Source organism: Bittarella massiliensis (ex Durand et al. 2017) (genome assembly GCF_017566145.1).
GTDB lineage: Bacteria > Bacillota > Clostridia > Oscillospirales > Ruminococcaceae > Bittarella > Bittarella massiliensis_A.
In genome coordinates, this window is record NZ_JABFCL010000015.1 from 20,276 (window position 1) to 41,017 (window position 20,742).

At 67.9% G+C, this 20,742-nt stretch carries 20 protein-coding genes; 16 read left to right on the top strand and 4 right to left on the bottom strand.

What is annotated here, in order from left to right; all coding sequences use genetic code 11:
- Positions 1-258: 258 nt before the first annotated feature.
- The 4 genes from HJY11_RS12145 (at position 259) to HJY11_RS15265 (ending at position 6,285) form a co-directional block, all read left to right on the top strand.
- Positions 259-1,887, top strand: a complete 1,629-nt coding sequence (locus HJY11_RS12145; RefSeq protein WP_243764498.1) for a Na/Pi cotransporter family protein — start codon at positions 259-261, stop codon at positions 1,885-1,887.
- A gap of 313 nt (positions 1,888-2,200) precedes the next feature.
- A complete protein-coding gene (locus tag HJY11_RS12150; protein ID WP_368041592.1) occupies positions 2,201-2,767 on the top strand; it encodes a CDP-alcohol phosphatidyltransferase family protein in 567 nt (188 codons plus the stop codon).
- Positions 2,764-4,176: a phospholipase D-like domain-containing protein gene (locus HJY11_RS12155; protein ID WP_208076224.1), complete on the top strand. Its 1,413-nt coding sequence runs from the start codon at positions 2,764-2,766 to the stop codon at positions 4,174-4,176. Before HJY11_RS12150 ends, HJY11_RS12155 begins: the two co-directional genes overlap by 4 nt.
- Positions 4,177-4,350: 174 nt before the next feature.
- On the top strand, positions 4,351-6,285 hold the full coding sequence (locus HJY11_RS15265; protein WP_243764500.1) for an alpha/beta hydrolase family protein: 1,935 nt from the start codon (positions 4,351-4,353) through the stop codon (positions 6,283-6,285).
- 85 nt (positions 6,286-6,370) lie between these two features.
- Here the strand turns inward: HJY11_RS15265 and HJY11_RS12165 are convergent, their stop codons facing one another.
- From HJY11_RS12165 to HJY11_RS12175, 3 genes are all read right to left on the bottom strand, one after another.
- Positions 6,371-6,910, bottom strand: coding sequence for an SLOG family protein (locus HJY11_RS12165; RefSeq protein WP_208076225.1), 540 nt, complete (start codon positions 6,908-6,910; stop codon positions 6,371-6,373).
- A gap of 119 nt (positions 6,911-7,029) precedes the next feature.
- The gene (locus HJY11_RS12170) at positions 7,030-7,596 is read right to left on the bottom strand and encodes an ImmA/IrrE family metallo-endopeptidase (RefSeq protein WP_208076226.1); all 567 of its coding nucleotides are present in this window, start codon (positions 7,594-7,596) and stop codon (positions 7,030-7,032) included.
- Positions 7,583-7,924, bottom strand: a complete 342-nt coding sequence (locus HJY11_RS12175; RefSeq protein WP_208076227.1) for a helix-turn-helix domain-containing protein — start codon at positions 7,922-7,924, stop codon at positions 7,583-7,585. The genes HJY11_RS12170 and HJY11_RS12175 overlap by 14 nt, the downstream gene beginning before the upstream one ends.
- A 952-nt stretch (positions 7,925-8,876) precedes the next feature.
- On the opposite strand from HJY11_RS12175, the gene HJY11_RS12180 reads away from it, so the two are divergent.
- From HJY11_RS12180 to HJY11_RS12230, 11 genes are all read left to right on the top strand, one after another.
- Positions 8,877-9,362, top strand: coding sequence for a hypothetical protein (locus HJY11_RS12180; protein WP_208076228.1), 486 nt, complete (start codon positions 8,877-8,879; stop codon positions 9,360-9,362).
- On the top strand, positions 9,353-10,810 hold the full coding sequence (locus tag HJY11_RS12185; protein ID WP_208076229.1) for a phage terminase large subunit: 1,458 nt from the start codon (positions 9,353-9,355) through the stop codon (positions 10,808-10,810). The genes HJY11_RS12180 and HJY11_RS12185 overlap by 10 nt, the downstream gene beginning before the upstream one ends.
- Before the next feature lie 427 nt (positions 10,811-11,237).
- Positions 11,238-12,794 (top strand): hypothetical protein, encoded by a 1,557-nt coding sequence (locus HJY11_RS12190; RefSeq protein WP_208076230.1) that lies wholly within the window; start codon positions 11,238-11,240, stop codon positions 12,792-12,794.
- 302 nt (positions 12,795-13,096) lie between these two features.
- A complete protein-coding gene (locus HJY11_RS12195; protein WP_208076231.1) occupies positions 13,097-13,660 on the top strand; it encodes a hypothetical protein in 564 nt (187 codons plus the stop codon).
- A gap of 97 nt (positions 13,661-13,757) precedes the next feature.
- A complete protein-coding gene (locus HJY11_RS15270; RefSeq protein ID WP_243764489.1) occupies positions 13,758-14,945 on the top strand; it encodes a N4-gp56 family major capsid protein in 1,188 nt (395 codons plus the stop codon).
- Entirely contained in the window at positions 14,945-15,172 is a 228-nt protein-coding gene (locus tag HJY11_RS12205; protein WP_208076232.1) for a hypothetical protein, read from the top strand. Before HJY11_RS15270 ends, HJY11_RS12205 begins: the two co-directional genes overlap by 1 nt.
- Positions 15,169-15,708 carry a phage adaptor protein gene (locus tag HJY11_RS12210; RefSeq protein WP_208076233.1) on the top strand — a complete coding sequence of 180 codons (540 nt, stop codon included), beginning with the start codon at positions 15,169-15,171 and terminating at the stop codon, positions 15,706-15,708. The genes HJY11_RS12205 and HJY11_RS12210 overlap by 4 nt, the downstream gene beginning before the upstream one ends.
- 3 nt (positions 15,709-15,711) lie before the next feature.
- A complete protein-coding gene (locus HJY11_RS12215; RefSeq protein ID WP_208076234.1) occupies positions 15,712-16,935 on the top strand; it encodes a hypothetical protein in 1,224 nt (407 codons plus the stop codon).
- On the top strand, positions 16,929-17,219 hold the full coding sequence (locus tag HJY11_RS12220) for a hypothetical protein (RefSeq protein ID WP_208076235.1): 291 nt from the start codon (positions 16,929-16,931) through the stop codon (positions 17,217-17,219). Before HJY11_RS12215 ends, HJY11_RS12220 begins: the two co-directional genes overlap by 7 nt.
- The gene (locus HJY11_RS15520; RefSeq protein ID WP_208076236.1) at positions 17,209-18,039 is read left to right on the top strand and encodes a hypothetical protein; all 831 of its coding nucleotides are present in this window, start codon (positions 17,209-17,211) and stop codon (positions 18,037-18,039) included. The genes HJY11_RS12220 and HJY11_RS15520 overlap by 11 nt, the downstream gene beginning before the upstream one ends.
- A 33-nt stretch (positions 18,040-18,072) precedes the next feature.
- Entirely contained in the window at positions 18,073-19,788 is a 1,716-nt protein-coding gene (locus HJY11_RS12230; RefSeq protein ID WP_208076255.1) for a hypothetical protein, read from the top strand.
- A gap of 285 nt (positions 19,789-20,073) precedes the next feature.
- On the opposite strand, the gene HJY11_RS15525 is transcribed toward HJY11_RS12230, so the two are convergent.
- Complete coding sequence (locus HJY11_RS15525; RefSeq protein WP_279571097.1) at positions 20,074-20,208, bottom strand: hypothetical protein; 135 nt, start codon at positions 20,206-20,208, stop codon at positions 20,074-20,076.
- Positions 20,209-20,365: 157 nt separating this feature from the next.
- Between HJY11_RS15525 and HJY11_RS12235 the strand changes: the two genes are divergently transcribed.
- Entirely contained in the window at positions 20,366-20,548 is a 183-nt protein-coding gene (locus HJY11_RS12235; RefSeq protein ID WP_208076237.1) for a hypothetical protein, read from the top strand.
- The last annotated feature ends 194 nt before the right edge of the window (positions 20,549-20,742 follow it).

Sequence of the window (20,742 nt, forward strand, 5' to 3'; positions counted from 1 at the left end):
GCGCTTGAAATGACCGCTTGCGGGGCGGTGGCTTTGGCCGCTTGGCCCCCGTTTCGCGCGCCGCCTGTTTCCCACACAGGGGGAGAGACCGAAATTTGTGTGGAAATTTGTCGGCAACCCATTGCAATTGCCGGCTAATTTCTATATCATTAAAATATATAATGCATGTAAAAAGAATGTAAATTCTAAGAAAAGTCCGACGGATCTTGCGGGGAGGGGAACCTCCCTAAAATTGTGGTAAAGTGGGTTTGTGTGACGATGGGAATTGGCAACATTCTGGCCCTTTTGGGGGGCCTCGGCGCATTTCTGTTTGGGATGAAGTACATGGGCGACGGGCTGGAGGCAGCTGCCGGGCCCAAGATGAGCAACCTGATGGAGACCCTGACCCGGACGCCGGTGCGGGGCTTTTTGCTGGGGGTTTTGGTGACGGTGGCCATTCAGTCCTCCTCCGCCACCACCGTCATGGTCATGGGCTTTCTCAACGCCGGCATCCTCAACCTGGCCCAGGCCACCGGCGTCATCATCGGCGCCAATATCGGCACCACCATCACCAGCGTGCTCATCGCGCTGGACATCTCGGCCATGGCGCCCTTTTGCATCTTCATCGGCGCGGCCGCCCTTCTCTACTGCAAAAAGCGCACCTACAAGCACATCGGCCAGGTGGTGCTGGGGTTTGGCATCCTCTTTCAGGGGCTGGACACCATGAGCGGCGCCATGGGCGCCCTCAAGGATGTACCCGCCTTTCAGCAGTTCATCACCACCGCCAAAAACCCCATTGTCGGGGTGCTGGTGGGGGTGCTGCTCTGTGCGGTGATCCAGTCCTCCTCCGCCGCTGTGGGGGTATTGCAGGCTTTGGCCCTGCAGGGGCTGATGCCCATCCACTTCGCCTCCTTCATCATCTGCGGCATCAACATCGGCTCTTCGGTGCCGCCCTTCCTCTCGGCCATCAGCGCCAAGAACAACGCCAAGCGGGCGGCCTGTATCTACTTCATCTACAACGTCATCGGCGCCCTCCTCTTTGTGCCCATCACCCTGTTTACCCCCTTTACCGACTGGATCGAGATGCTCACCGCCGTGCCCATGGTGCAAGTCTCCCTCTGCCACATCGCCTTTAAGGTGGTCACCGGGCTGGTGTTGCTGCCCTTTACCGACGGCATCGTCAAGCTGTCCTACAAATTTGTTCCCCGCAAGGCCCACGAGGACGAGCGCCGCCTCCTCTTCATCGACAAGAACCTGGCCACCTCCCCCAGCGCGGCGGTGGCCCAGATCCAAAAAGAGGTGGAGCGGATGGGCCGGGTCGCCCGCAACAACTTTGTGCGGGCCGCCGAGGGGCTGCTCAAGTCGGATGTCTCCCAGGCCGAACTGATCCGCGACCAGGAGGATTTGATCGACTACCTAAACCACGGCATCACCGACTTTCTGGTGAAGATCACCAAACAGGAGATGCCCGGGCGGATCTCCCTCTATGTCAGCCGCATCTTCCACGTGGTCAGCGACATCGAGCGCATCGGCGATCACGCCCTCAACCTGTTAGAGCGCACCGAGATGTTTGTGGACAGGGAACTGCTCTACTCCCCCATGGCCATTGAGGAGCTGGAGACCATCTACGAGGCCGACCTCTACCTGTTTGACCGCTCCATCGGCGCTTTCCTCCGCCAGGACTTGACCGACGCCGAGGAGGGGGAGCTGCACGATCTGGAAGAGCGGGTGGACGGGCTGGTCCTCACCTCCCAGGACAACCACGTGGCCCGGCTGCGCCGCAACGAGTGCCAGACCGAGCCCGGCTTAGTCTTTGACGAGGTGCTCAACGACCTGGAGCGCATTGGCGACCACTCCTTCAACATCGCCCAGGCCGCCAAGAGGGGAAAGGCCGCGCGGATGGTCTGATCCCGCTGGAATTTCGGGATGGGCGAAAGCCTTTTTTCCCTGGATCTGTGGTGTTTTCGCCGCGCCCCCGCTGCCAAAACGGCAGCGGGGGCGCTTTTTGTGGAGGGCGGGAAAAAGCGCCCTGTTGCGGCGAAGGGGGACGGGGGGAGAAAGGGCCTTTGCGAAATACAGGGGCATTTGGAGGCTGGCGGGCGCTGGGTCGGGAGGGGGAAACCGCGGCGGGGGGAGAAACCCCCCGGCCCAGCAGTTGTCCCCCGCCCCGGGCTGTGCTAAGATGAGGGGAGGAAACCAATTGAAAAAGGAGTGGTCCCCTGTGGAAAGACCCCGCCTCAAGGAGGCGCTGAGCATCCCCAATTGCATGTGTTACTTTCGCATCCTCCTCATCCCCCTCTTTGTCTGGCGCTTTGCCACCGCCGAGACGGCGGCCGACTACTATCTGGCGGGGGGGATCGTGGCCCTGTCGGGGCTGACCGATCTCTTTGATGGAAAGATCGCCCGCCGCTTTCAGATGGTCACCGAGCTGGGCAAGTTCCTCGACCCCCTGGCGGACAAGCTCACTTTGGGGGCCCTCCTCCTCTGCATGGCGCTGCGCCGCCCTGCCCTCTGGCCGCTGATGGCCCTCTTTGCCGTGAAGGAGGGGTTCATGGCGGTGATGGGGCTGCTCTTGCTGCGGCGGGGGCGCAAGCTCGACGGGGCCATGTGGTTTGGCAAGGTCTGCACCGCCACCCTCTACCTGGCGGCGGCCGCCCTCCTCCTCTTCCCGGGGCTGCCGGGCGGGGTGCAAAACGGGATCGCCCTCCTCTGCGCGGCGGTGATGGCGGCGACTTTGGGGCTCTACATCCCGGTCTTTCGCCGGATGTGGCGGGAGAGCGCCCGATGAGCCGACGGCTGGCCCGGGCGGCGGGCATTGCCCTGGGGGGCTACCTGGGCTACGCCCTGGCGGGGGGCGTGCTGGCCTACTGGTTCCCCAAAAGGGCGGCCCCCGCCCTTCCCCCCGACGCCTTTCGCGGCGACGGGGAGGGGGTGGACCGGGTGCTGCTGGTGGAGGAGCCGCGGGCGGGGTTTGCCCGCCGGGTAGAGGTGATGCGGGCGGCGCGAAAGACCCTGGACTTCTGCTGCCACTGCGCCAAGGCGGGGGAGAGCGTGGAGGCCTTTTTCGGCGAGCTCATCCGGGCCGCCGACCGGGGGGTGCGGGTGCGGGTCCTCTTTGACGGCAAGGTGGGCGGGCTGAAAGGGGAACACCGCGCCATCCCCGTGGCCCTTTTGAGCCACCCCAACATCCGCTTTCGGCTCTACAACCCGGTCGACCCCCTGCGGCCCTGGCGCTGGAACGCCCTGCTGCACGACAAGTTTTTGGTCGCCGACGACCGGCTGATGCTCCTGGGCGGGCGCAATCTGGGAGATGAGTACTGCGACCCGCCGGGGTACGCCGGGCCGGTCACCTACGACCGGGACGTACTGGTGGAGAACACCGCCGCCGGCACCCCGCGGGGCGGGGAGAGCGCCGTCTTACAGGTCAGGGGGTACATGGACGCCCTCTGGTCGGCCCGGGAGACCGCCGTCCCCCGGGCGGCCGACCCGGCGAGAGGGCGGGCCGCCCAGCGGCGGTTGCGGCAGATCGCCGCCCGCTGGGAGGCGCGCTGGCCCGACTACTGCCATCCCGCCCGCCCGGCGGGGGAGGAGACCCTCCCCGCCAACCGGGTCACCCTGGTGGCCAATCCGGTGATGCCGGGGCCCAAGCCGCCGGTGCTGGGGGCCACCCTGGCCGCCCTGCTCAAGGGGGGGCGCCAGGTGGACATACAGACCCCCTACGCCACCGCCAACCCCCGGCTGCTGGAGGCGCTGCGGCAGATCGCGGGCGGGGCCCAGCGGGCGCGGCTGCTCACCAACTCGGCCTACTCCTCCCCCAACTTCCCCGCCTTTTCGGGGTACGAGTGCGGCAAGGAGGCCTTTTTGGATACCGGTTTTGCCCTCTGGGAGTACCAGCGGGCCGACTCCATCCACGGCAAGGCCTGCACGGTGGACGGCCGGATCGCCGCTGTGGGCTCTTTCAACCTGGACGACCGCAGCCTTTCCATCGACACCGAGACCGCCCTGGTGGTGGACAGCCCGGCCTTCTGCCGCGCTTTGCAGGGCGAGTTGGAGCGGCTGTTTGCCCAGTGCGCCCAGGTGGGGCCGGACGGCGGCTACCTGCCCGGCCCGGTGGAGCCCGCGCCGGTGACGCCCAAAAAGCGGGCCATCATGGCCCTTGTCTCCCTCTTCTCCCGGGCGGTGCGCCCGCTGATTTAGGGGATGAGGCGCCGCTGTTCGGGAGGAGGGCGATTCTCTTACAAGGCCGGCCTGTGTGCTGGGCGGGAGAGAAAGGCCGTTTGGGGCGGCGGGGCGGATTGCCGGTCCGGCTGCCCTGTGGGGCCAAAAAACAGGCAAACAAACGCCAAATGGAGGGAAATGCAATTGGAAAAGATGACTTCCGGCAGCCTGCGGGAGATCTGTTTTGTCTCCGCGCTCCGCCACTCCCCGGAGGGGGGACACGCCGCCGCGGTGGTGAGCCGGGCCAACGGGGACAACGGCTATGACAGCCGTCTCTGGCTGGTGGACGAGGGGGCGGTGCGCCCCCTCACTGCCGGCGGGGAGGAGCGGGCTTTCTTGTGGGAGGACGAGGGGCACCTCCTCTTCCCGGCGGCGCGGACCAAGGCCGAAAAGGAGCAGACCGACGCCACCACCTACTACCGTCTGCCACTTTGCGGGGGAGAGGCGGTTCCCGCCTTCACCGTCCCCCTCAAGGCGGTGGAGTTGCAGCGGATCGGGGGGAGCCGCTACCTGGTGACCGCCCTGGGGGAGCGGGACGAAGCCGCTCCCCCAGAGGAGGACCGCTGGGCCGGCGACTACCAGGTGATCGACGAGCTGCCCTACTGGGGCAACGGGGCCGGGTTTACAAACGGCAAGCGCCGCCGCCTCTACCTCTTTGACGCGCAGGCGGGGACCTGCGCGCCCATCACCGCCCCCACCCAACAGGTCTGCCAGGCCCGGGTCGCCGGGTGCGGGCGGTTTGTGGGCTACACGGTACAGGGATTTGAGGGGGTACAGCCCTTGGGCCACACCTTCTGTCTCTACGACCTGGACAGCGGCGAGACCCGCACCTTTTTAGGCGGGGAGTACACCGTTTTGCAGTTCGCCATGGCCAAAGAGGGCGTTTTTTTGGCGGCGGCCAAAACAGACCGCTGGGGGATCAACCAGAACCCGGAGATCCTTCGCCTGGACACCGACACCGGGGAGGTACAGACCCTGCTTGACCGGGACCGCAGCCTCTGCGACGCCGTGGCCAGCGACTGCCGGCTGGGCGGCTGCACCACCTTTGCCTGCGAGGGGGGCAAGCTCTACTTCACCGGGCTGGACGGCTATTCCGCCCACCTCTACACCCTGGAGCTGGAGAGCGGCGATTTTGCCGAGCGGGTGCACCTCTCCGGCTCGGTGGACGGCTTTTCGGTCTGCGGCGGGCGGCTTCTCTGCGTGGCCATGGTGGGGCAAAACCTGCAGGAGGTGTACCGGGTGGAGGGGGACCAGCTGCAGCCGGTGACCGCCTTCAACCGGGCCTATTTGGAGAAGTATCCCCCCATCGCCCCCCAGCACCTGACCTTTGCCGACGCCGACGGGGTGGAGGTGGACGGCTGGGTACTCGTCCCCCGCGACGTGAAGGAGGGGGAGCGGCGGCCGGCCATCCTCGACATTCACGGCGGGCCCAAGGCGGCCTTTGGCGAGGTGTATTACCACGAGATGCAGCTCTGGGCCAGCCGGGGGTACTTTGTGTTTTACTGCAATCCCCGGGGCAGCGAGGGCAAGGGCAACGCCTTTGCGGAGCTGCGGGGGGCCTACGGCACCTACGACTACGACGACCTGATGCAGTTTTGCGATCTGGTGCTGGCGCGCTATCCCGCCATTGACGAGGGGCGGGTGGGGGTCACCGGCGGCAGCTACGGCGGCTTTATGACCAACTGGATCATCGGCCACACCGACCGCTTCCGGGCCGCCGCCTCCCAGCGCAGCATCTCCAATTGGTTGAGCTTCACCTACATCTGCGACATCGGCTACTGGTTCGGCACCGACCAGATGGCCGCCGACGCCTGGTCGGACCCGGAGAAGCTCTGGTGGCACTCCCCCCTGAAGTACGCCGACAACTGCAAGACGCCCACCCTTTTCATCCACTCGGACGAGGACTACCGCTGCTGGATCCCCGAGGGGTACCAGATGTTCACCGCCCTCAAACTCCACGGGGTGGAGACTCGGATGTGTGTGTTTCACGGCGAGAACCACGAGCTCTCCCGCTCCGGCAAACCCGAGCACCGCATCCGCCGGCTCGACGAGATCACCGCCTGGTTTGAGCGGCACCTGGAGGGATAGGGAGACGAAAAAAAGAGAGGACGCAGGCGCGTCCTCTCTTTTTTTGTCTGGAGGTTGGCGGCGGATTTTGCCCTTTGAGCGGGGCTTACAGGGCGAGGGTGAGCTGCACCGGCCCCTCTTCGGCCAGGTTTTGGATGGGGAGGCCCTTGCTCTGGGCGTAGCGGACGGTGTAGGCGGTGCCGCCGGGAACCCCGCAGTGGTAGCAGATGAGGAGACCGGCGCGGTCGACTAGCCAGCGGTTGCGGGCGTGAAAGCAGCCGGTAAAGTAGCGGGGGGAGAGGGTGACGACCTCGCCCGCCTCCCGGCAGAGGTGTTCAAAGGCGTACCGGTCCGGCCGGGGCCAGCGGTCGGCCACCCCGGCGTGGGGGACGGCGCAGACCAGCCGCGCCCCACACCCTGCCCCCCGGGCCCTGAGGACCTGCAGCCCCGCCAGGGTGTCAAAGCCGGGGGCCATCCCGCAGAGAAAGGTGCGGCGGCCCGCCTGGCAGGCGGCGACCACGGCGCGGTAGAGGGCCTCCCGCAGGGCGCGGTAGGCCGGGCTGTCGGGGGTGTAGGGGAAGGGGAACTTCTCCGGCCGGTAGCCGGAGAAGGCCGCCGTTTCGGCGGGGTTGATGGGCGGTGTCACAGGGCGGTCTCCTCCCCTCTGCGGCCGGACGCGCGAAGAGTGGGCCGGCACGGGCGGTGTGTGCTGACGGGACGGCCGGCGGAGCCGCCGGCCGTGGCCTGCCCCCCTGAAACGGGGGGTCAGCGAAAGACGTCGATGTTGCCGCTGGCGGGCCGCAGCGCCCTGCCCCCGGGGGAAAACACCTGTTCCAGCGGGCAGCCGGCCAGGTGGTTTTCCAGCGGGGCGCACAGGTCGGAAAAGCGGTTGCGGATCACCGTGGGGCTGACCCCGTAGCGCTTTGCCAGCAGCCGTTCCAGGGCGCGGCGGTCCTGGCTGTAGAGGGCGCGGCGGCGGGCCACCTCGGGCAGAAAGCTCTGGTAGGGGACCAGAAGCTGGGCCGCCCCCTCGTTGGCCTGCCACTCGTCCCACCGGCCCCGGGAGGCGTGGGGGCGGATGTGCAAAAAGAGGTGGATCATCTCGTGGGCCAGAGAGAACCGCTGGGCGGTGCGGGGGTAGGAGGAGTTGACCAGGATACAGTCCTCCCCCATGATCACAGCCCCCAGACAGCGCCCGTCAAAGGGGTGAAAGTAGACGGGGATGAGGGCCTGGGCGGTGTAGAGCAGGTCCCCGGCGGGGAGCTGGCCGCGGATCTGGTCCACCCGGCGGTAGAGGCTCTGGCGGCCGCGAATCGCCTCAGGCCCCGGCATCGCCGCCACCCTCGCCCTTTTTGCGGGCGATCTTCTGGGCCATGGTGACGAGAAAGTCGATGTCGTCCTCGGACAGGTCCAAATCTTCGGTCATGGATTTGAAGTGGTAGTAGAGGTTGCTGTCTTTGCCCTCCCACCCCATGAGGTAGCCGGGGGAGAGCTGCAAGACCCGCGCCAGGGCGGCGATCTTGTCGGCGCCCATGTTCTTGATCTCCTCGGTCTCATAGCGGTAGACGGTGCTCTTGGCGACGCCCAGTTTCCGGGCCACGTCCTCCAGGGAGAGGCCGAGCTCCAGCCGGCGGTTTTTGATCTTTTCGTTGATGGTCATAGGACACTCCTCCAAAGGCGGGGAACAGAGCCCGCCGGGAATGGGGGACGGTTGTTTCAACTTCCCCAGGATACCCACAGTGTAGCAGATTTTTTGCAAATATGCAACGGCGTTTTGCGCATTTTTGCAGAAAAACGAAACGACGGCGGGGGGACAGAGGCGGGCGGGAAAAGCGGTTCAGGGCGTCCAATACCCCTCAACTCGTTGACTTTAAGAAACAATAATGGGATAATATAGTTGCTTAAAAGAACTGATACTTTGGACTTTGTTGCGGGAGGGGGGATGGAGTGGCACTGGCAGCCTTTTTGGTGAGAGCGGGAATTGCGGACCGGGCGCGGAAGGAGACGCGGCCCGGTTTCTAGGGGGTGACCCCAGAAGGGGGAGGGGTAAAGAGTTGGTTTTGATGGCCTTTGCTTAGAGGGCTTGGCAGGGTGAGGGGTTGGAAATGGGGGCGGGGCGGGCTGTTTTCAGAGGAACTTTTGCTTTCTTCCAATGTGGCGTGGCGGCAGTCTGTTGCGGGGGAGGGCGGCTGGCTGAAAAGGGGGCGGCGACGGCAGGGGCGCGGTGGACGGGAGCCGCAATTGGCGATGTGAAGGGCATTTGACAACGGTGGAAAAGGCCCCGCAAAACAGGGGGAAGAGATGTCCGGTAAAGGGAAAAGGCGGTTTGGGGGGCGGTGCGCGCTCTTGGGGGAACTGCGGATAAGCTGGCCCCTTTCCGGCGCGGGCTGTCGCCGCTCACCTGCAGGCAGATACAGGGAGACGAGTGGACGGCGGGGCTGCCGGGGCAAGGGAGAACCGGTTTTGCAGGGGGCTGAACGGGGGTGGGGAGGCGCCGGATGCCATCTGTGGGGGGAGGCTCTCCCTCGCCCTGTGGAGGAGCTCCTTGAGGGTTGCAAATCGGCAATAAATTGAATGGATTTTGTTTTACAGTGGATAGAGGAGGGGTCACAGTGGAGAACGCGCCGGAGGGGCGGGGGTCGCGGGGACAGGAGCAGGCGTTGGACCTGCGGGCGGTCTGGGGGCTGGCCAGCCGGGGGGCGACACTGGGGGAGATCGCCCGCGCCCTGGGGGTGGGGGAGAAGACCCTGCGCTCCCGGGCCAGGGGAGACGCCGCCCTGGGGGAGGCTTTGCGGCAAAACCGCCGCACCGCAGAGGGACGGCTCTTTCAGGCGGCGATGGAACAGGCCACCGGCCGCTGGGTGGAGGAGGAGCATCCGGTGACCCTGAAAGAGGTGGAGTACGAGGGGGGCAAAAAGGTCTTTGAGCGGGAGCGGGTGGAGGTTGTCCGGCAGCGGCGGTACCTGCCCCCCAGCGAGAAGATGCTCACCCTTTTGCTGGGGGCCCTGCTGCCCGACCTCTTTGGCGGCGGGGGGAAGCCGGGCGGGGTGGAGGTGGTTCACCAGGTGCCCCGGCCGAAGGCGGGAAAATGCAGTTGACACTGGACTACCGCCCCACCCCCAAGCAGGCCGCCTTTCACCGCTCGGCCGCCTTTGAGGTGCTCTACGGCGGCGCGGCTGGCGGGGGAAAGACCAAGGCCATCGCCATGGAGGCCCTGGTGGACGCCCTGGAGCACCCGGGGGTGCACAGCTACCTCTTTCGGCGCACCTACCCGGAGCTGCGGGACACCCTGCTGCGGGAGGTGATGGAATCCCTGCCGCCGGGGGCGGGCAACCTGCGGCAGACCACCCACGATTTGGAGCTGGCAAACGGCTCGGTGCTCCACTTTCGCCACTGCCGGAGCATGGCCGACTGCTACCGCTACCAGGGGGCGGAGATCAACCGCCTCTACATCGACGAGCTGACCCACTTCACCGAGGGGGAGTACAACTACTTAAAGACCCGGCTGCGGGCCAAGGCCAGCCTGGGGGTCACCCCCCGGGTGCGGTGCACCGCCAACCCCGGGGGGATTGGGCACGCCTGGGTGCGGGCCCGGTTCATCGACCCCATGCCCCCGGGCGAGGTGCGGGCCTTTGGCGGGAAGGGCAGCCAGGGCCAGGCGGGGCAGACCCGCCAGTACATCCCCGCCACCGTGGCGGACAACCCCCACCTGGCCCCCGGATACAGGGAGGAGCTGGAGCAAAAGCCCCCGGCCCTGCGGCGGGCCCTCCTGCTGGGGGACTGGAACGCCTTTGAGGGCCAGGTATTCGAGGAGTTTCGGGACGACGCGGCGGGGTACCGGAGCCGGCGGTTCAGCCACGTCATCGACCCCTTCGACCTGCCGCCGGACTGGACAGTGTACCGGGGGTTTGACTGGGGGTACACCCGCCCCTTTTCGGTGGGGTACTGGGCCAAGTCCCCCGACGGGGTGCTCTACCGCTTCTTTGAGATTTACGGCTGCCGCCCGGGGGAGGCGGACCGGGGGCTGCGGCTGGACCCGCGGACGGTGGCCCGGCAGGTGGCGGCCTTTGAGCGGGAGAACCTGGCGGGGCGGCGGGTGGTAGGGGTGGCCGACCCCAGCATCTTCGACGAGAGCCGGGGGGAGGACGGGTGCGTGGCCGCCCTCTTTGCCAGGGAGGGGCTCTACTTCGAAAAGGGGGACAACCGCCGCCTGCCGGGAAAGATGCAGCTGCACGCCCGGCTTCGCTTTGACGGGCAGGGGCTGGCGGGGCTCTATGTCTTTTCCTGCTGCCGGGCCTTTATCCGCACCCTGCCCGCCCTCTGCTACGACCCTTTGCGGCCGGAGGACGTGGACAGCGGCCAGGAGGACCACGTCTACGACGAGGCGCGGTATGTCTGCATGGCAAACCCCCTCTACACCCCGCCGCCCCCCGCCCGGCCCCACCCACCGGGGGGCGGCCCGCTGGAGATCGACCCTGCGCCGCTGCGGGGGAACGGCCCCTACGACGGGATGTTGGTCGGCAAAACGCCGGGTTGGCCGGGGTAGGGGACGCTGTGGCGAGGAGGGTATTGGCTGTCTCTCTTTGCCGTTGCCGCCGCGGGGGGAAGGGCTGGCGGACCGCCTAGTTTTGAGGGGGTGGTGGCCGCGCTCTCACTGCGGCGGGAGGCAGAGGGAAGGCGGCCCTGTCCCCCTTTTCGCCGAGGGGGATTCCGCCGCCCTGGGAAAAGGCCCTGTGACAGGGGGCGGCCCTGCTTTTGTGGGGTGGCCAACCCCGCTTGAAAGGGGAAAGAGGCCCCGCGGGAGTGGCTTGGACTGGGCCCGGCAGGAGAGTTTTTGCCGTTTAACCGCGCCTGCGCTCGCTGGGGGCGCTTGGCCGCCGGGCCCCGCCTGGGCTGCGATTCGACCGGCGATGACAGATGGAAGCCCCCCCGGACACCGGGCGGGACAGAGAAAGAGGAGAGGAAGGGAGAAATTGGAGAGATTGCAGGAGATGCGCAGGGCGCTGCGCCGGTACCGGGACGGACTGGAGGGGTTTCACCGGGAGGTGTTGGTCAACGAGGACTACTTTTGCGGCAACCACTGGAAGTACATCAAGAGGGGGCAGCTCAGCGGGCGGGAGCCCAAGACCCCCTTCCTCCTCAACGCCATCTGGAACAAGCACGCCGACGCCATGGACAACTACCCGACGCCCCTCTTTCTGCCCCGGCGGCCGGAGGACAGGGAGGGCGCGAAACTGCTGGGCCGGGTGGTGCCGGTGCTATTGGACAAGCTGGGGTTTGAGGGGGTGTACAGCGACCTGTGGTGGTACAAGCTCAAGCAGGGAACCGGCTGCTACGGGGTGTTTTGGGACCCGGAGCGCGAGGAGATCCAGGTGAAGAACATCGAGCTGATGCGGCTTTACTTCGCGCCGGGGGCGGCCAGCATTCAGGATTCGCCCTACCTCTTCTGCCTTTCGCTGCTGCCCCGGGAGGAGGCGCAGCGCCGCTACGGGGGGGAGTGGCCCCAGCCCGCCCTCACCTGCCGGGACTACTTTGCCGGCAAGGGCCAGCGGGAGCTGGAGGGGAAGGTGGCTCTGGTGGACTGCTACTACAAGCGGCCCCTGCCGGGGGGGAAGACGGCGGTGCAGCTGGCCAAATTTTCGGGGGAGCGGCTGCTCTACTGCTCGGAGGAGGAGCCCGCCTACCGGGAGCGGGGGCTCTACGACCACGGGCGCTACCCCTTTGTGCTCGACCCCTTTATCCCCCGGGCGGGCACCCCCTTGGGGATGGGGATGGCCGAGATCGGCCGCTCCACCCAGAGCTATATCGACCGGCTGGACTACCTCATTGAGGAGAACGCCCTGATCGCCGGGCGGCAGCGGTTCTTGGTGAAAAACGGGGCCGGGGTGGACGAGGGGGCGCTGGCCGACCTCTCCCGCAACTTCATCGGCTGCGACCTGTCGGTGGACGACAGCGCCGTACGCCCCCTGCAGGCGGCCCCCCTGCCTGGCTTTGTGCAGGCCCACCGGGACCAGAAGATCGCCGAGCTCAAGGACGTGCTGGGCAACAAGGACTTTATGACCGGCGGGGTCGCCGGCGGGGTGACTGCCTACGGGGCCATTGTCGCCCTGCAGGAGGCGGGGAGCAAGCTCTCCCGCGACCTGATCGCCGGCAGCTACCGCGCCTTTCGGGAGGTGGTGGAACAGATGGTCTGGCTGATCCGCCAGTTCTACACCGGGCCCCGGCTGTTCTATGTGGGCGGGGACTTTTTGACCCTGGAGGGGGCCCGGGTGACCCCCCACCTGGACATCAAGATCACCGCCCAGAAGAAAAACCCCTTCACTACCGCCGCCCACAACCAGCTGGTGCTGGACCTGTACAAGCAGGGGGGCTTTGAGGCCGGGCGGGCCGAGGGGGCCAGGGCCTGCGTGCAGGCGCTGGCCCTGGAGGGGAAGGAGGCCATCCTCCAGGCGCTGGACGGGCTGGGTGAGAAAGGGGCTCCCCTTGTCCCGGAGGGGACGGGGCGGGGGGAGGACGTCTGCCCGGTGTGAAAACGGCTGTTGGGGAGTTGGCCATGCCTTCCCTTTTTCGGCAGGCGATGGAGAGGGCCCCAGCGACAGGCAGAGAGGGGCCGGAGAGAAAGTGCATTGCCTGGGAAAGCGAGTTCTGCATTCCCCACCCTTTGACGGATGGGAAAAAGGCCCTGGCGGCGGATGGAGAGGGGCCAGAGGGGGGAGCGCATAGCGCCCGGGAGAGGCAGTTTTTGCGCCGGGGCCGCCGCCCTGGCAGATATTTGACAGAGAGGGTTCCCGGCCCCGCCCTGTGCGGCGCGCCGGGAGAGAAGGAGGAGAAGATGGACGAGGAGAGTGTGTTCCAGACGGAGGTCCCGGGGGACGCCGCCGGGGAGGAGTTGCAGGAGCGGGACGCCCCCTACCGGGTGTTTGACAGCGAGGAGGCGTTTGCCAGGGAGGTGGACGCCGCCCTGGAGGGAGAGCGGGCCCGGTGGGCCGCCCGGGGGGAGGAGGTGGCCCGTCACCTGGGGGTGGCCAGCCTGGACGAGGTGCTGGAACTGCCCAGCCCCCAGCTGGTGGAGGAGTTTAAGGAGGCCTTTGCCGGGGAGTGGGAGGCCGTTTGCCGGCGGGCCCCCTCCCTCACCGAGGGGGTGGGGTTGGAGGAGCTGGCGGGCAACCGGCAGTTTGTCTCCCTGCTGGCCCAGGGGCTCTCCCCCCTGGCGGGCTACCTGGCCTGCTACGCCGAGCGGGTGCTGGAGAGGTGGCAGCCCCCGGCCCGCCCCCGGGAGGGGGCTTTGGAGGGGGACCCTGCCGGGGTTTTGGGGGAGGATGTGTCCGCCTTTACGGACGGGCAGCTGGAGGAGATCAGCCGGGCGGTGAAGCGGGGGCGGCGCATCCGCCTCTAGCGGCCGCCGGGAGAGAGGGGGAAGCGCCATCTAGGAGGACAGAGGGAACGGATGACAACCGGGCGGGAGACCGCCCCGACACGAGGAGGAAGACAAGATGGAGCAACAGGTGAACACCACGGTACAGACCGGGGAGGGCCAGGAGATCCTCTCGGCCCAGATGAAGACCTACTACGACAAGGAACTCATTCGCAACGCCAGGCCGCGGTTGGTGCACGACCAGTTCGCGCAGAAAAAGCCCATCCCCCAAAATCGGGGGAAGACGGTGGAATTTCGCAAGTTAAACCCCTTTCCCCCGGCCAAAAAGCCCCTGGAAGAGGGGGTCACCCCGGCGGGGCAGAAGCTGGACTGGTCCACCCTCTCGGCCACGGTGAGCCAGTACGGCGACTACGTCAGCGTCTCGGACATGCTGGATTTGACCGCCATCGACCAGAACCTGCTGGAGGCGCAGGAGATTCTGGGCGACCAGGCCGGCCGCACCCTGGACCAGATCACCCGCGAGGTCATCTGCGGGGGACACAACGTCCTCTACGCCGGGAAGAAGCTGGCCCGCCACACCCTGGTGGGCGGGGCGGAGAGCGGGAGCGACTACCTCACAGTGGAGGACGTGAAGCGGGCGGTCACCGCCCTGAAAAACAACCTGGCCGCCCCCATTCAGGGCAGCTACATCGCCATCATCCACCCCAACGTGGCCCACGACCTCACTGCCGACCCCCTCTGGGAACAGGTCAAGAGCTATGACCCCAAGGACCTCTACGACGGGGAGATCGGCCGCCTCTTCGGGGTGCGGTTTGTGGAGACCACCGAGGCCAAGGTCTTTCAGGCCCCGCCCCTGGACGGGCATGAGCGGCTGGAGGTGGCCAGCGCCAGCGGGAGCACCCTCACCGTCAAGGAGAGCCTGGGGGGCGATTTGACCGGCCGCCAGCTGCTCGTCGGGGGGGAGTGCTACGCCATCCTCTCCCAACAGGGCAGCGCCCTCACCCTGGACAGAGCCTGCACCGCCGCGGCCGGGACCCCCGTCTACGGCGGGGAGGCGGGAGCCGGTGGTGCCGACGTCTACGCCACCCTCATCTTTGGGGCCAACGCCTACGGGGTGACCGAGGTGGAGGGCGGCGGCCTGCAGACCATCATCAAGCAGCTGGGCAGCGCCGGCAGCGCCGACCCCCTGGACCAGCGGGCCACCGTGGGCTGGAAGGCCACCAAGACCGCCGCCATCCTCAGCGAGCCCTTTTTGGTGCGGGTGGAGAGCTGCTCCTCCGCCGCCAGGGAAGGGGAGATGCTGTGATGGCAAAGCGGGATTTTCTGCGGGAGTTGGTGCCGGTGACCCTCTTTCGGGACGGGGGGGAGTACCGGGACGACGCGGTGGTGATCGTCAACGGCAAGACCTGGATCATCCGCCGGGGGGAGCCGGTGGCGGTCCCCCGGTTTGTGGCCCTGGCCCTGCGCGACGCCGAGCGCCAGCGCCAGGCGGCAAGGGCGCTGATGGGCCGCTGTGAGGGGTCGCTGCGGTGACGGCGCGGGAGATGATCGCGCGGGTGAAGGAGGCCTATCCCTCCACCCTGCCCGACAGCGCCATCCTCGCCCTGCTGCAGGAGGCCGAGGCCCGCCTCTGCGCCGAGGACCCCCTGCGCATTGCCTGCGAGTGGCTGCCGGTAAACGGCGAGGGGCGGGTGGAGCTGCCCGCGGGGGTGCGCCCCTACATGGTGCAGCAGGTGGACGGCCTTCCCCTGGCCCTGACCCCCGGCACCGGCCGGGCCTGCAAGTCCAGCGACGGGGTCTTTCTCCCCCCGGGGCGGCGGGCGGAGAGGGCCCGGGTGGTCTACCGCCGCCCGCCCCCCGCCCTCGCCCCCGGGAGCGAGCTCACCCTGGACGACGGCTACGCCGGGTGCTACCTCTACTATGCCCTGGCCAAGCTGGAACTCTGGCGGGGAAACATCGGCGGGTACAACAATTACAGCGCCCTGCTGGAGAGCCTGACCGGGCAGTACACCCGGGCGGCGGTGCAGACCCTCAGCGGGTCGCGGCAGCGGTTTGTGTCGGAGGTGTGAGGGATGAGGATGCCCCATCTGCGCCCCCTCGCGGGGGAGCGGCGGGCGGTGCGGCCCTTTCGGGGGCTGAGCGCCCTGGCCCCCGCCGGGGGGTATTTGCAGCGCTGCCGCCGCTGCGAGATCACCCCCCAGGGGCATTTGGTGGGGGCCAGGGGAAAGGTGGAGGCCCGCCGGGCCCCCGGCCTGACCCAGTGCGGCGAGGGCTGGATGATCGCCCAAAACCGCCTTTACTGGCAGGGCGTCGACCTGGCCGCCCCCATCGCCGCCGGGGAGAAGTCGGCGGTGCCCTTTGGCGGGCGGCTGCTGCTCTTCCCCGACCGGGTCTACATCGACCGGGAGAGGGGGGAGGCGGGGAATTTCAGCGCCCCGGCCATCGACTGGGCGGCGGTGTTTTTAAACCGGGTCTTCGGCATCCGCGGGGGGACCCTGCTGGCCAGCTCGGTGGGCAACGAGAACTGCTGGGACGACTTTCAAAACCCCGACGGCTCCCCCAAGGAAAACGGGGCCTTTACCTTAACGCTGCAGGACGCCCCCTTCACCGCCCTGCTCCCCTTTCAAAACCACCTGGTGCTCTTTCGGGAGGGGGATTTCTTCGAGCTCTACGGCACCCGGCCCTCCAACTTCGCCCTCACCCAGGTGGCGGGGCTGGGGGTAAAGGAGCCGCGGCACCTGACGGCCTTTGACGACCGGCTCTACTTCTTCTCCCAAAACCGCGTCTGGCTCTACCAGGGGGGCGGGGTCAGCGACCTGCTCGGCCACCTGGGCTGGCGGTTTGACGACTGCGCCCTGCAGGCCTTTGGCGGGGGGCTGCTCATCGCCGCGCCGGAGGGCGTTTACCTCTGGCAGGACGGCTGCCTGCTGGAGCTGGAGGAGGGGCTGCACTGCGACCGCCTCTATTGCGAGGGCGGGCAGGTCTACGGCCTGGACTGGGGCGAGGGGGTCTGCTGGCGGTTTCTCGCCGGGCCCCGGCAGGCCTACGAGGTGGGCGTCAAGACCGGCCTTGCCGGCGGCAGTTGGGAGGAGTACCGGGTGGAGTGCCGGGGCGAGGTGGCCGCCGCCTGGGAGGGCCGCCCCCTGGGCGAGAGCCACAGCCGGGAGTTTGCCCTGCTGCGCTGCTTTGTGGCCCGGGGCGGCAGGGAGCCGGGGCTCTTCACCCTGCGCTGCGGCCCCGACGCCGAGGTGGCGGGGATGGCCGTGGAGGTCAAAGGGGGGGAGAGCGGATGGTGAACCTGTCGCCGGCGCGCCTCTCCTCCGGCGGGGCGGAGGAGCGAATTGCCGCCCTGGAAAACACGGTACTGCGGCTGCGCAAGGAGCTGGAGTACGCCCTGCAAAACCTGGATGCGGGGAATTTGAGCCCCACCCTGGCCCAGACCCTGGGCGGCGGGCCGGTGAACCGGGCGGCCGCCCGCTTGTCGGAGACGGCTGGCTACACCGGCGAACTGCGGCTGGGCGGAACCTGGCTGCAAATCAAAGAGGGGCGGATTGTCGAGGTGATGGAAGATGGGCTATAAAGAGGATCTGAAGCGGGTCCTCAAGCAGTTGGAGGAGACCAAGTTCACCTATGCGGTGGACGACGACCCCGCCTACATCCGCCAGCGAAGGGCGGGCAAAGAGCAGACCGCCGCCCGGCAGGACGGGGCCGCCGCCGACGACCGGGCCCGGGCCGCCGGGGCGGACACCAGCTACGGCCGGGCCATGCGCGCCTACCTGGAGCGGCAGCGGGGCGAGGCGGACAGCGCCCTGCGCCAGCAGTACGGGCAACAGGCCAAAAAGGCCTATGACGCCCGGGTGAGGGGGATGGAGAAGGAGCGCGACAGGCTGAAGGACAGGGTGCGCAAGGAGGAGGAGAGGGCCGCCGCCGAGCGGGCCGCCGCCCAGGAGCGGGCGCGCAAGGAGGCCCAGCGCCAGGAGGAACTGCGCATCAAGGAGGAAAACAAGCTGGAAATCGAGCGCATCCGCGCCCAGGCCAAGGTGGAGGCCGCCCGGCTGGCCGCCAGCAAGAAGGCTGGCCGCTCGGCGGGCGGCGGGTCTGCCACCCAGAAGAAGGCGGCTGGTTCCAGCGCCCAGAAGAAGGCCGCGGCCGCCTTTGACGAGACCAGCGGCAAGTTTCGCTCCCTGGCCGCCGAGAGCCACAAGCAGTACCTGTTGGGGTACAGCCGGGGAAAGGAGAGCGGCGGGGAGGAGCGGGGCAGAAGCTTTGGCTACCAACAGCAGGTGCGCTGGCTCTACGCCCAGGTGGACGGGGACCCGCAGAAAACGAGGGCCCTGGCAGACTACCTGAAGATACCGGCGGCCTACACCAGTGAAGAGGCCCTGGCCCGGCTCTACTGAGCCCCGGCCGGGGAAGAGGGAAGGGGAGACGAGATGGACTACCAAATTGCGGTGCGGGAGGACAAGGGCTTGGAGGTGGGGACGCCCCCGCCCCTGATTCAGGGGGAGAAGGGGGTGGACCGGCTGATCTTCACCCTGCCCGACCCCTATCGGGGGATGGCGCTGGACGGCTTTTCCTTCACCGCCAACCTAGAGAGCGCCGCCGGCTGCCACAAGCTGGCCGCCGCCCGATCGGAGCGGGTGGAGGGGGCGGTGCGCTGTGTGCTGGAACTGGACTGCTCCCTGGAGGGGCTGCGGGACGAGGTGCTCCTCTCCCTGGAGGGGCGGGACGGGCAGCGGGTGCTGGCCACCCGCAAGACCGCCCTGCGCTTTGTGCCCGGGGCGCGGACCGAGGCCATCGCCCAGGCGGGGGAGAGCCTGTTTGAGAGCTTTTTGCAGTCTGTCAGCGCCGCCCAGCGCCGGGCCGAGACGGCGGCGGAGGCGGCCTCCCTCTCGGCCCTGGGGGCCGAGAACGCCCAGGCGGCGGTGACAAACGCGGGCAACCTGGCCAACCAGTCGGCCGCCCGCGCCGCCGAGAGCGAAAACCAGGCCCGCCAGTACCAGCAGCTCTGCGCTGCCGACCGGCAGGAGGTGGTGGCCGCCGCCCAGGCGGCCCAGACGGCGAAGGGACAGACGGCGGCCGATGCCCGAAACTGCGCCGAGGCGGCCGAACAGAGCCAGCTCTGTGCCAACTCTGCCCAGGCGGATGCGGCGGCGGCCCAGTCGGCGGCCACTGCCGCATCCACCGCCGCGTCCGACGCCGAGAGCGCCGCCGGGGCCCTGGCCCAGGGCGGGGTTTTGCCGGGAAACCTGCTGCCAAACCCCAGCTTTGAGGAGGGGGAGGAGGGCTGGACCCTCACCGAGCGCAGCGAACAGCCCAGCCCTTTGCACGGCCGCTACGGGGCGGCGGTGGGGCTGGGCCACACCCTGAGGACGGCGGACGCCCTGGGCTGGCAGCCGGGGGATTACCTGGTGGCGGCGGTGGCCCGGGGGGCGGGGCGGCTCTTTGCCGCCGCGGGGGACTGCCAGGTGGAGATGGGGCGGATGAACAGCAAATTCACCCTCTACGCCGGGCTCCTCCACCTGGAGGCGGCGACGGCGGCCCCCCTGACCTTTACGGTGGCGGCGGGGCGGGGCTACCTGGACTGTGCCCTTCTCTTTGCGGTGCCGGCGGACTGCGCCGGCCTGGATGCCGTCCAGTGGCTGCAGAAGTTGCAGCACTACCCCTACACCTGGGGCGCTGCCCCCCAGGGGCCGGTGTTGGGGGGCGCGGAGCGAGCCGCCGCCCTGGGGGCGGATTTAGAGGGGTTGGCCCGGTTTTCCGCCGGCGTCCCCCTCCCAGCCCGGCCGGGGGTGGACTACGCCCCGGCGGCGGGAGGCGACTGCGCCTTTGTGGGGGAGGGCTGCCGGGTGACCGGGCAGTCCTGTATCTGGCGGCGGCAGGGGGACTTTGTGGCCCTGGCCGGGGAGGTGGAGCTGGATGGTTGCCAGCCCGGCTTCCGGCTCACCGGGCTGCCCCTGCCCCCCCGTTCGGCCCCCATCGGCGGCGTCTGGCGGTGCGATCCCCCCTGCGGGGAGGAGTTGGCCCTGGAGGGAGAGGCGGGGGGCGACGGCCTTGCCTTTGCCGCGCGCCGCGGGGGCCGGGGCCAGCCGGCCCCCGCCCTGGAAGGGGCGGTGAAGTGCTGGCTCTGGGTGTGGTACCTGGTGTAGGGCCGCCCCTCTAAAAAAATGCGCCCCCGGCCCCCTTTGCCAGGGGCTGGGGGCGCTGCCCTCCCCGCCGGGGGCGGACAAAACGACAAAAGGAAAAAGGCCCCGCGGAGTGGGGCCTTTTTCCCTGTGGGATGAAAAGATAAAAGTATGAAAAGAAGGTGAGAAATAGGAGGATTCCGTTTCATCGGAATCTGTTTCTGCATCTGTAGTATAGCAAATTTGCAGGGTGTTGTATATGCATAAAAGAGCTAAAGAAATGTGTTTTGATTTGGCGATAATGTCCTTTTACAGATCGTCGGCGTCCTGCACCGGCGTCTCGTCCGGGTTCAGGGGCACACCGGTCCAGGAGCCCTGGGGGTCGGTGATGATGCGGCTTTGGGCGGCTTTTTTGCGCCGCTCCTCCCGCGCTCTCTCGGTCATCCTCTCACCTCCTCTCCCCAAGCGGGCCGCCGTTGGGGGCAGTGCTGCGGCGGCCTTTGCAGATAGCTTGCCCCCCTTTGGCCGGGGTATGATCGCCACCGGAGGGGACAAACTCTCCCCAGAGAGGGCTTGCGCCGACTGAAAGAGGGGTGGACAGATGCGAGAGAAGGGGGGGCGCCTGCTGGCCTGGGGCGCCGGTGCGGGGGGCGCGGCCCTGCTTTTTTGGCAGCTGGGGGGCGGCCTGGCCCCCCTGTCCCCCGCCGCGGCGCAGCCGGTCGGGGCCGGGCTTCTGCTGGCCCTGTTGGCGCTGGCGGCCCACGCCGGGCGGCGGGGGAGCTAGCGCGGCTTCGCGCCCGCGCCGCAACTGGTTGTGGGCAGCGGCAGTGTCGGCAAAATCGACAAATTGTGACACCCCTTCCGGACAAAGCGCTGATTCGGGGCCAAAGAGATACCCTTTTGGGAAAAAGGGGTATATACTAAAGCTAGAAATCCACCGGCAACAGCAGTTTGCCCCAATTGGCGGGAGGTGTTTCC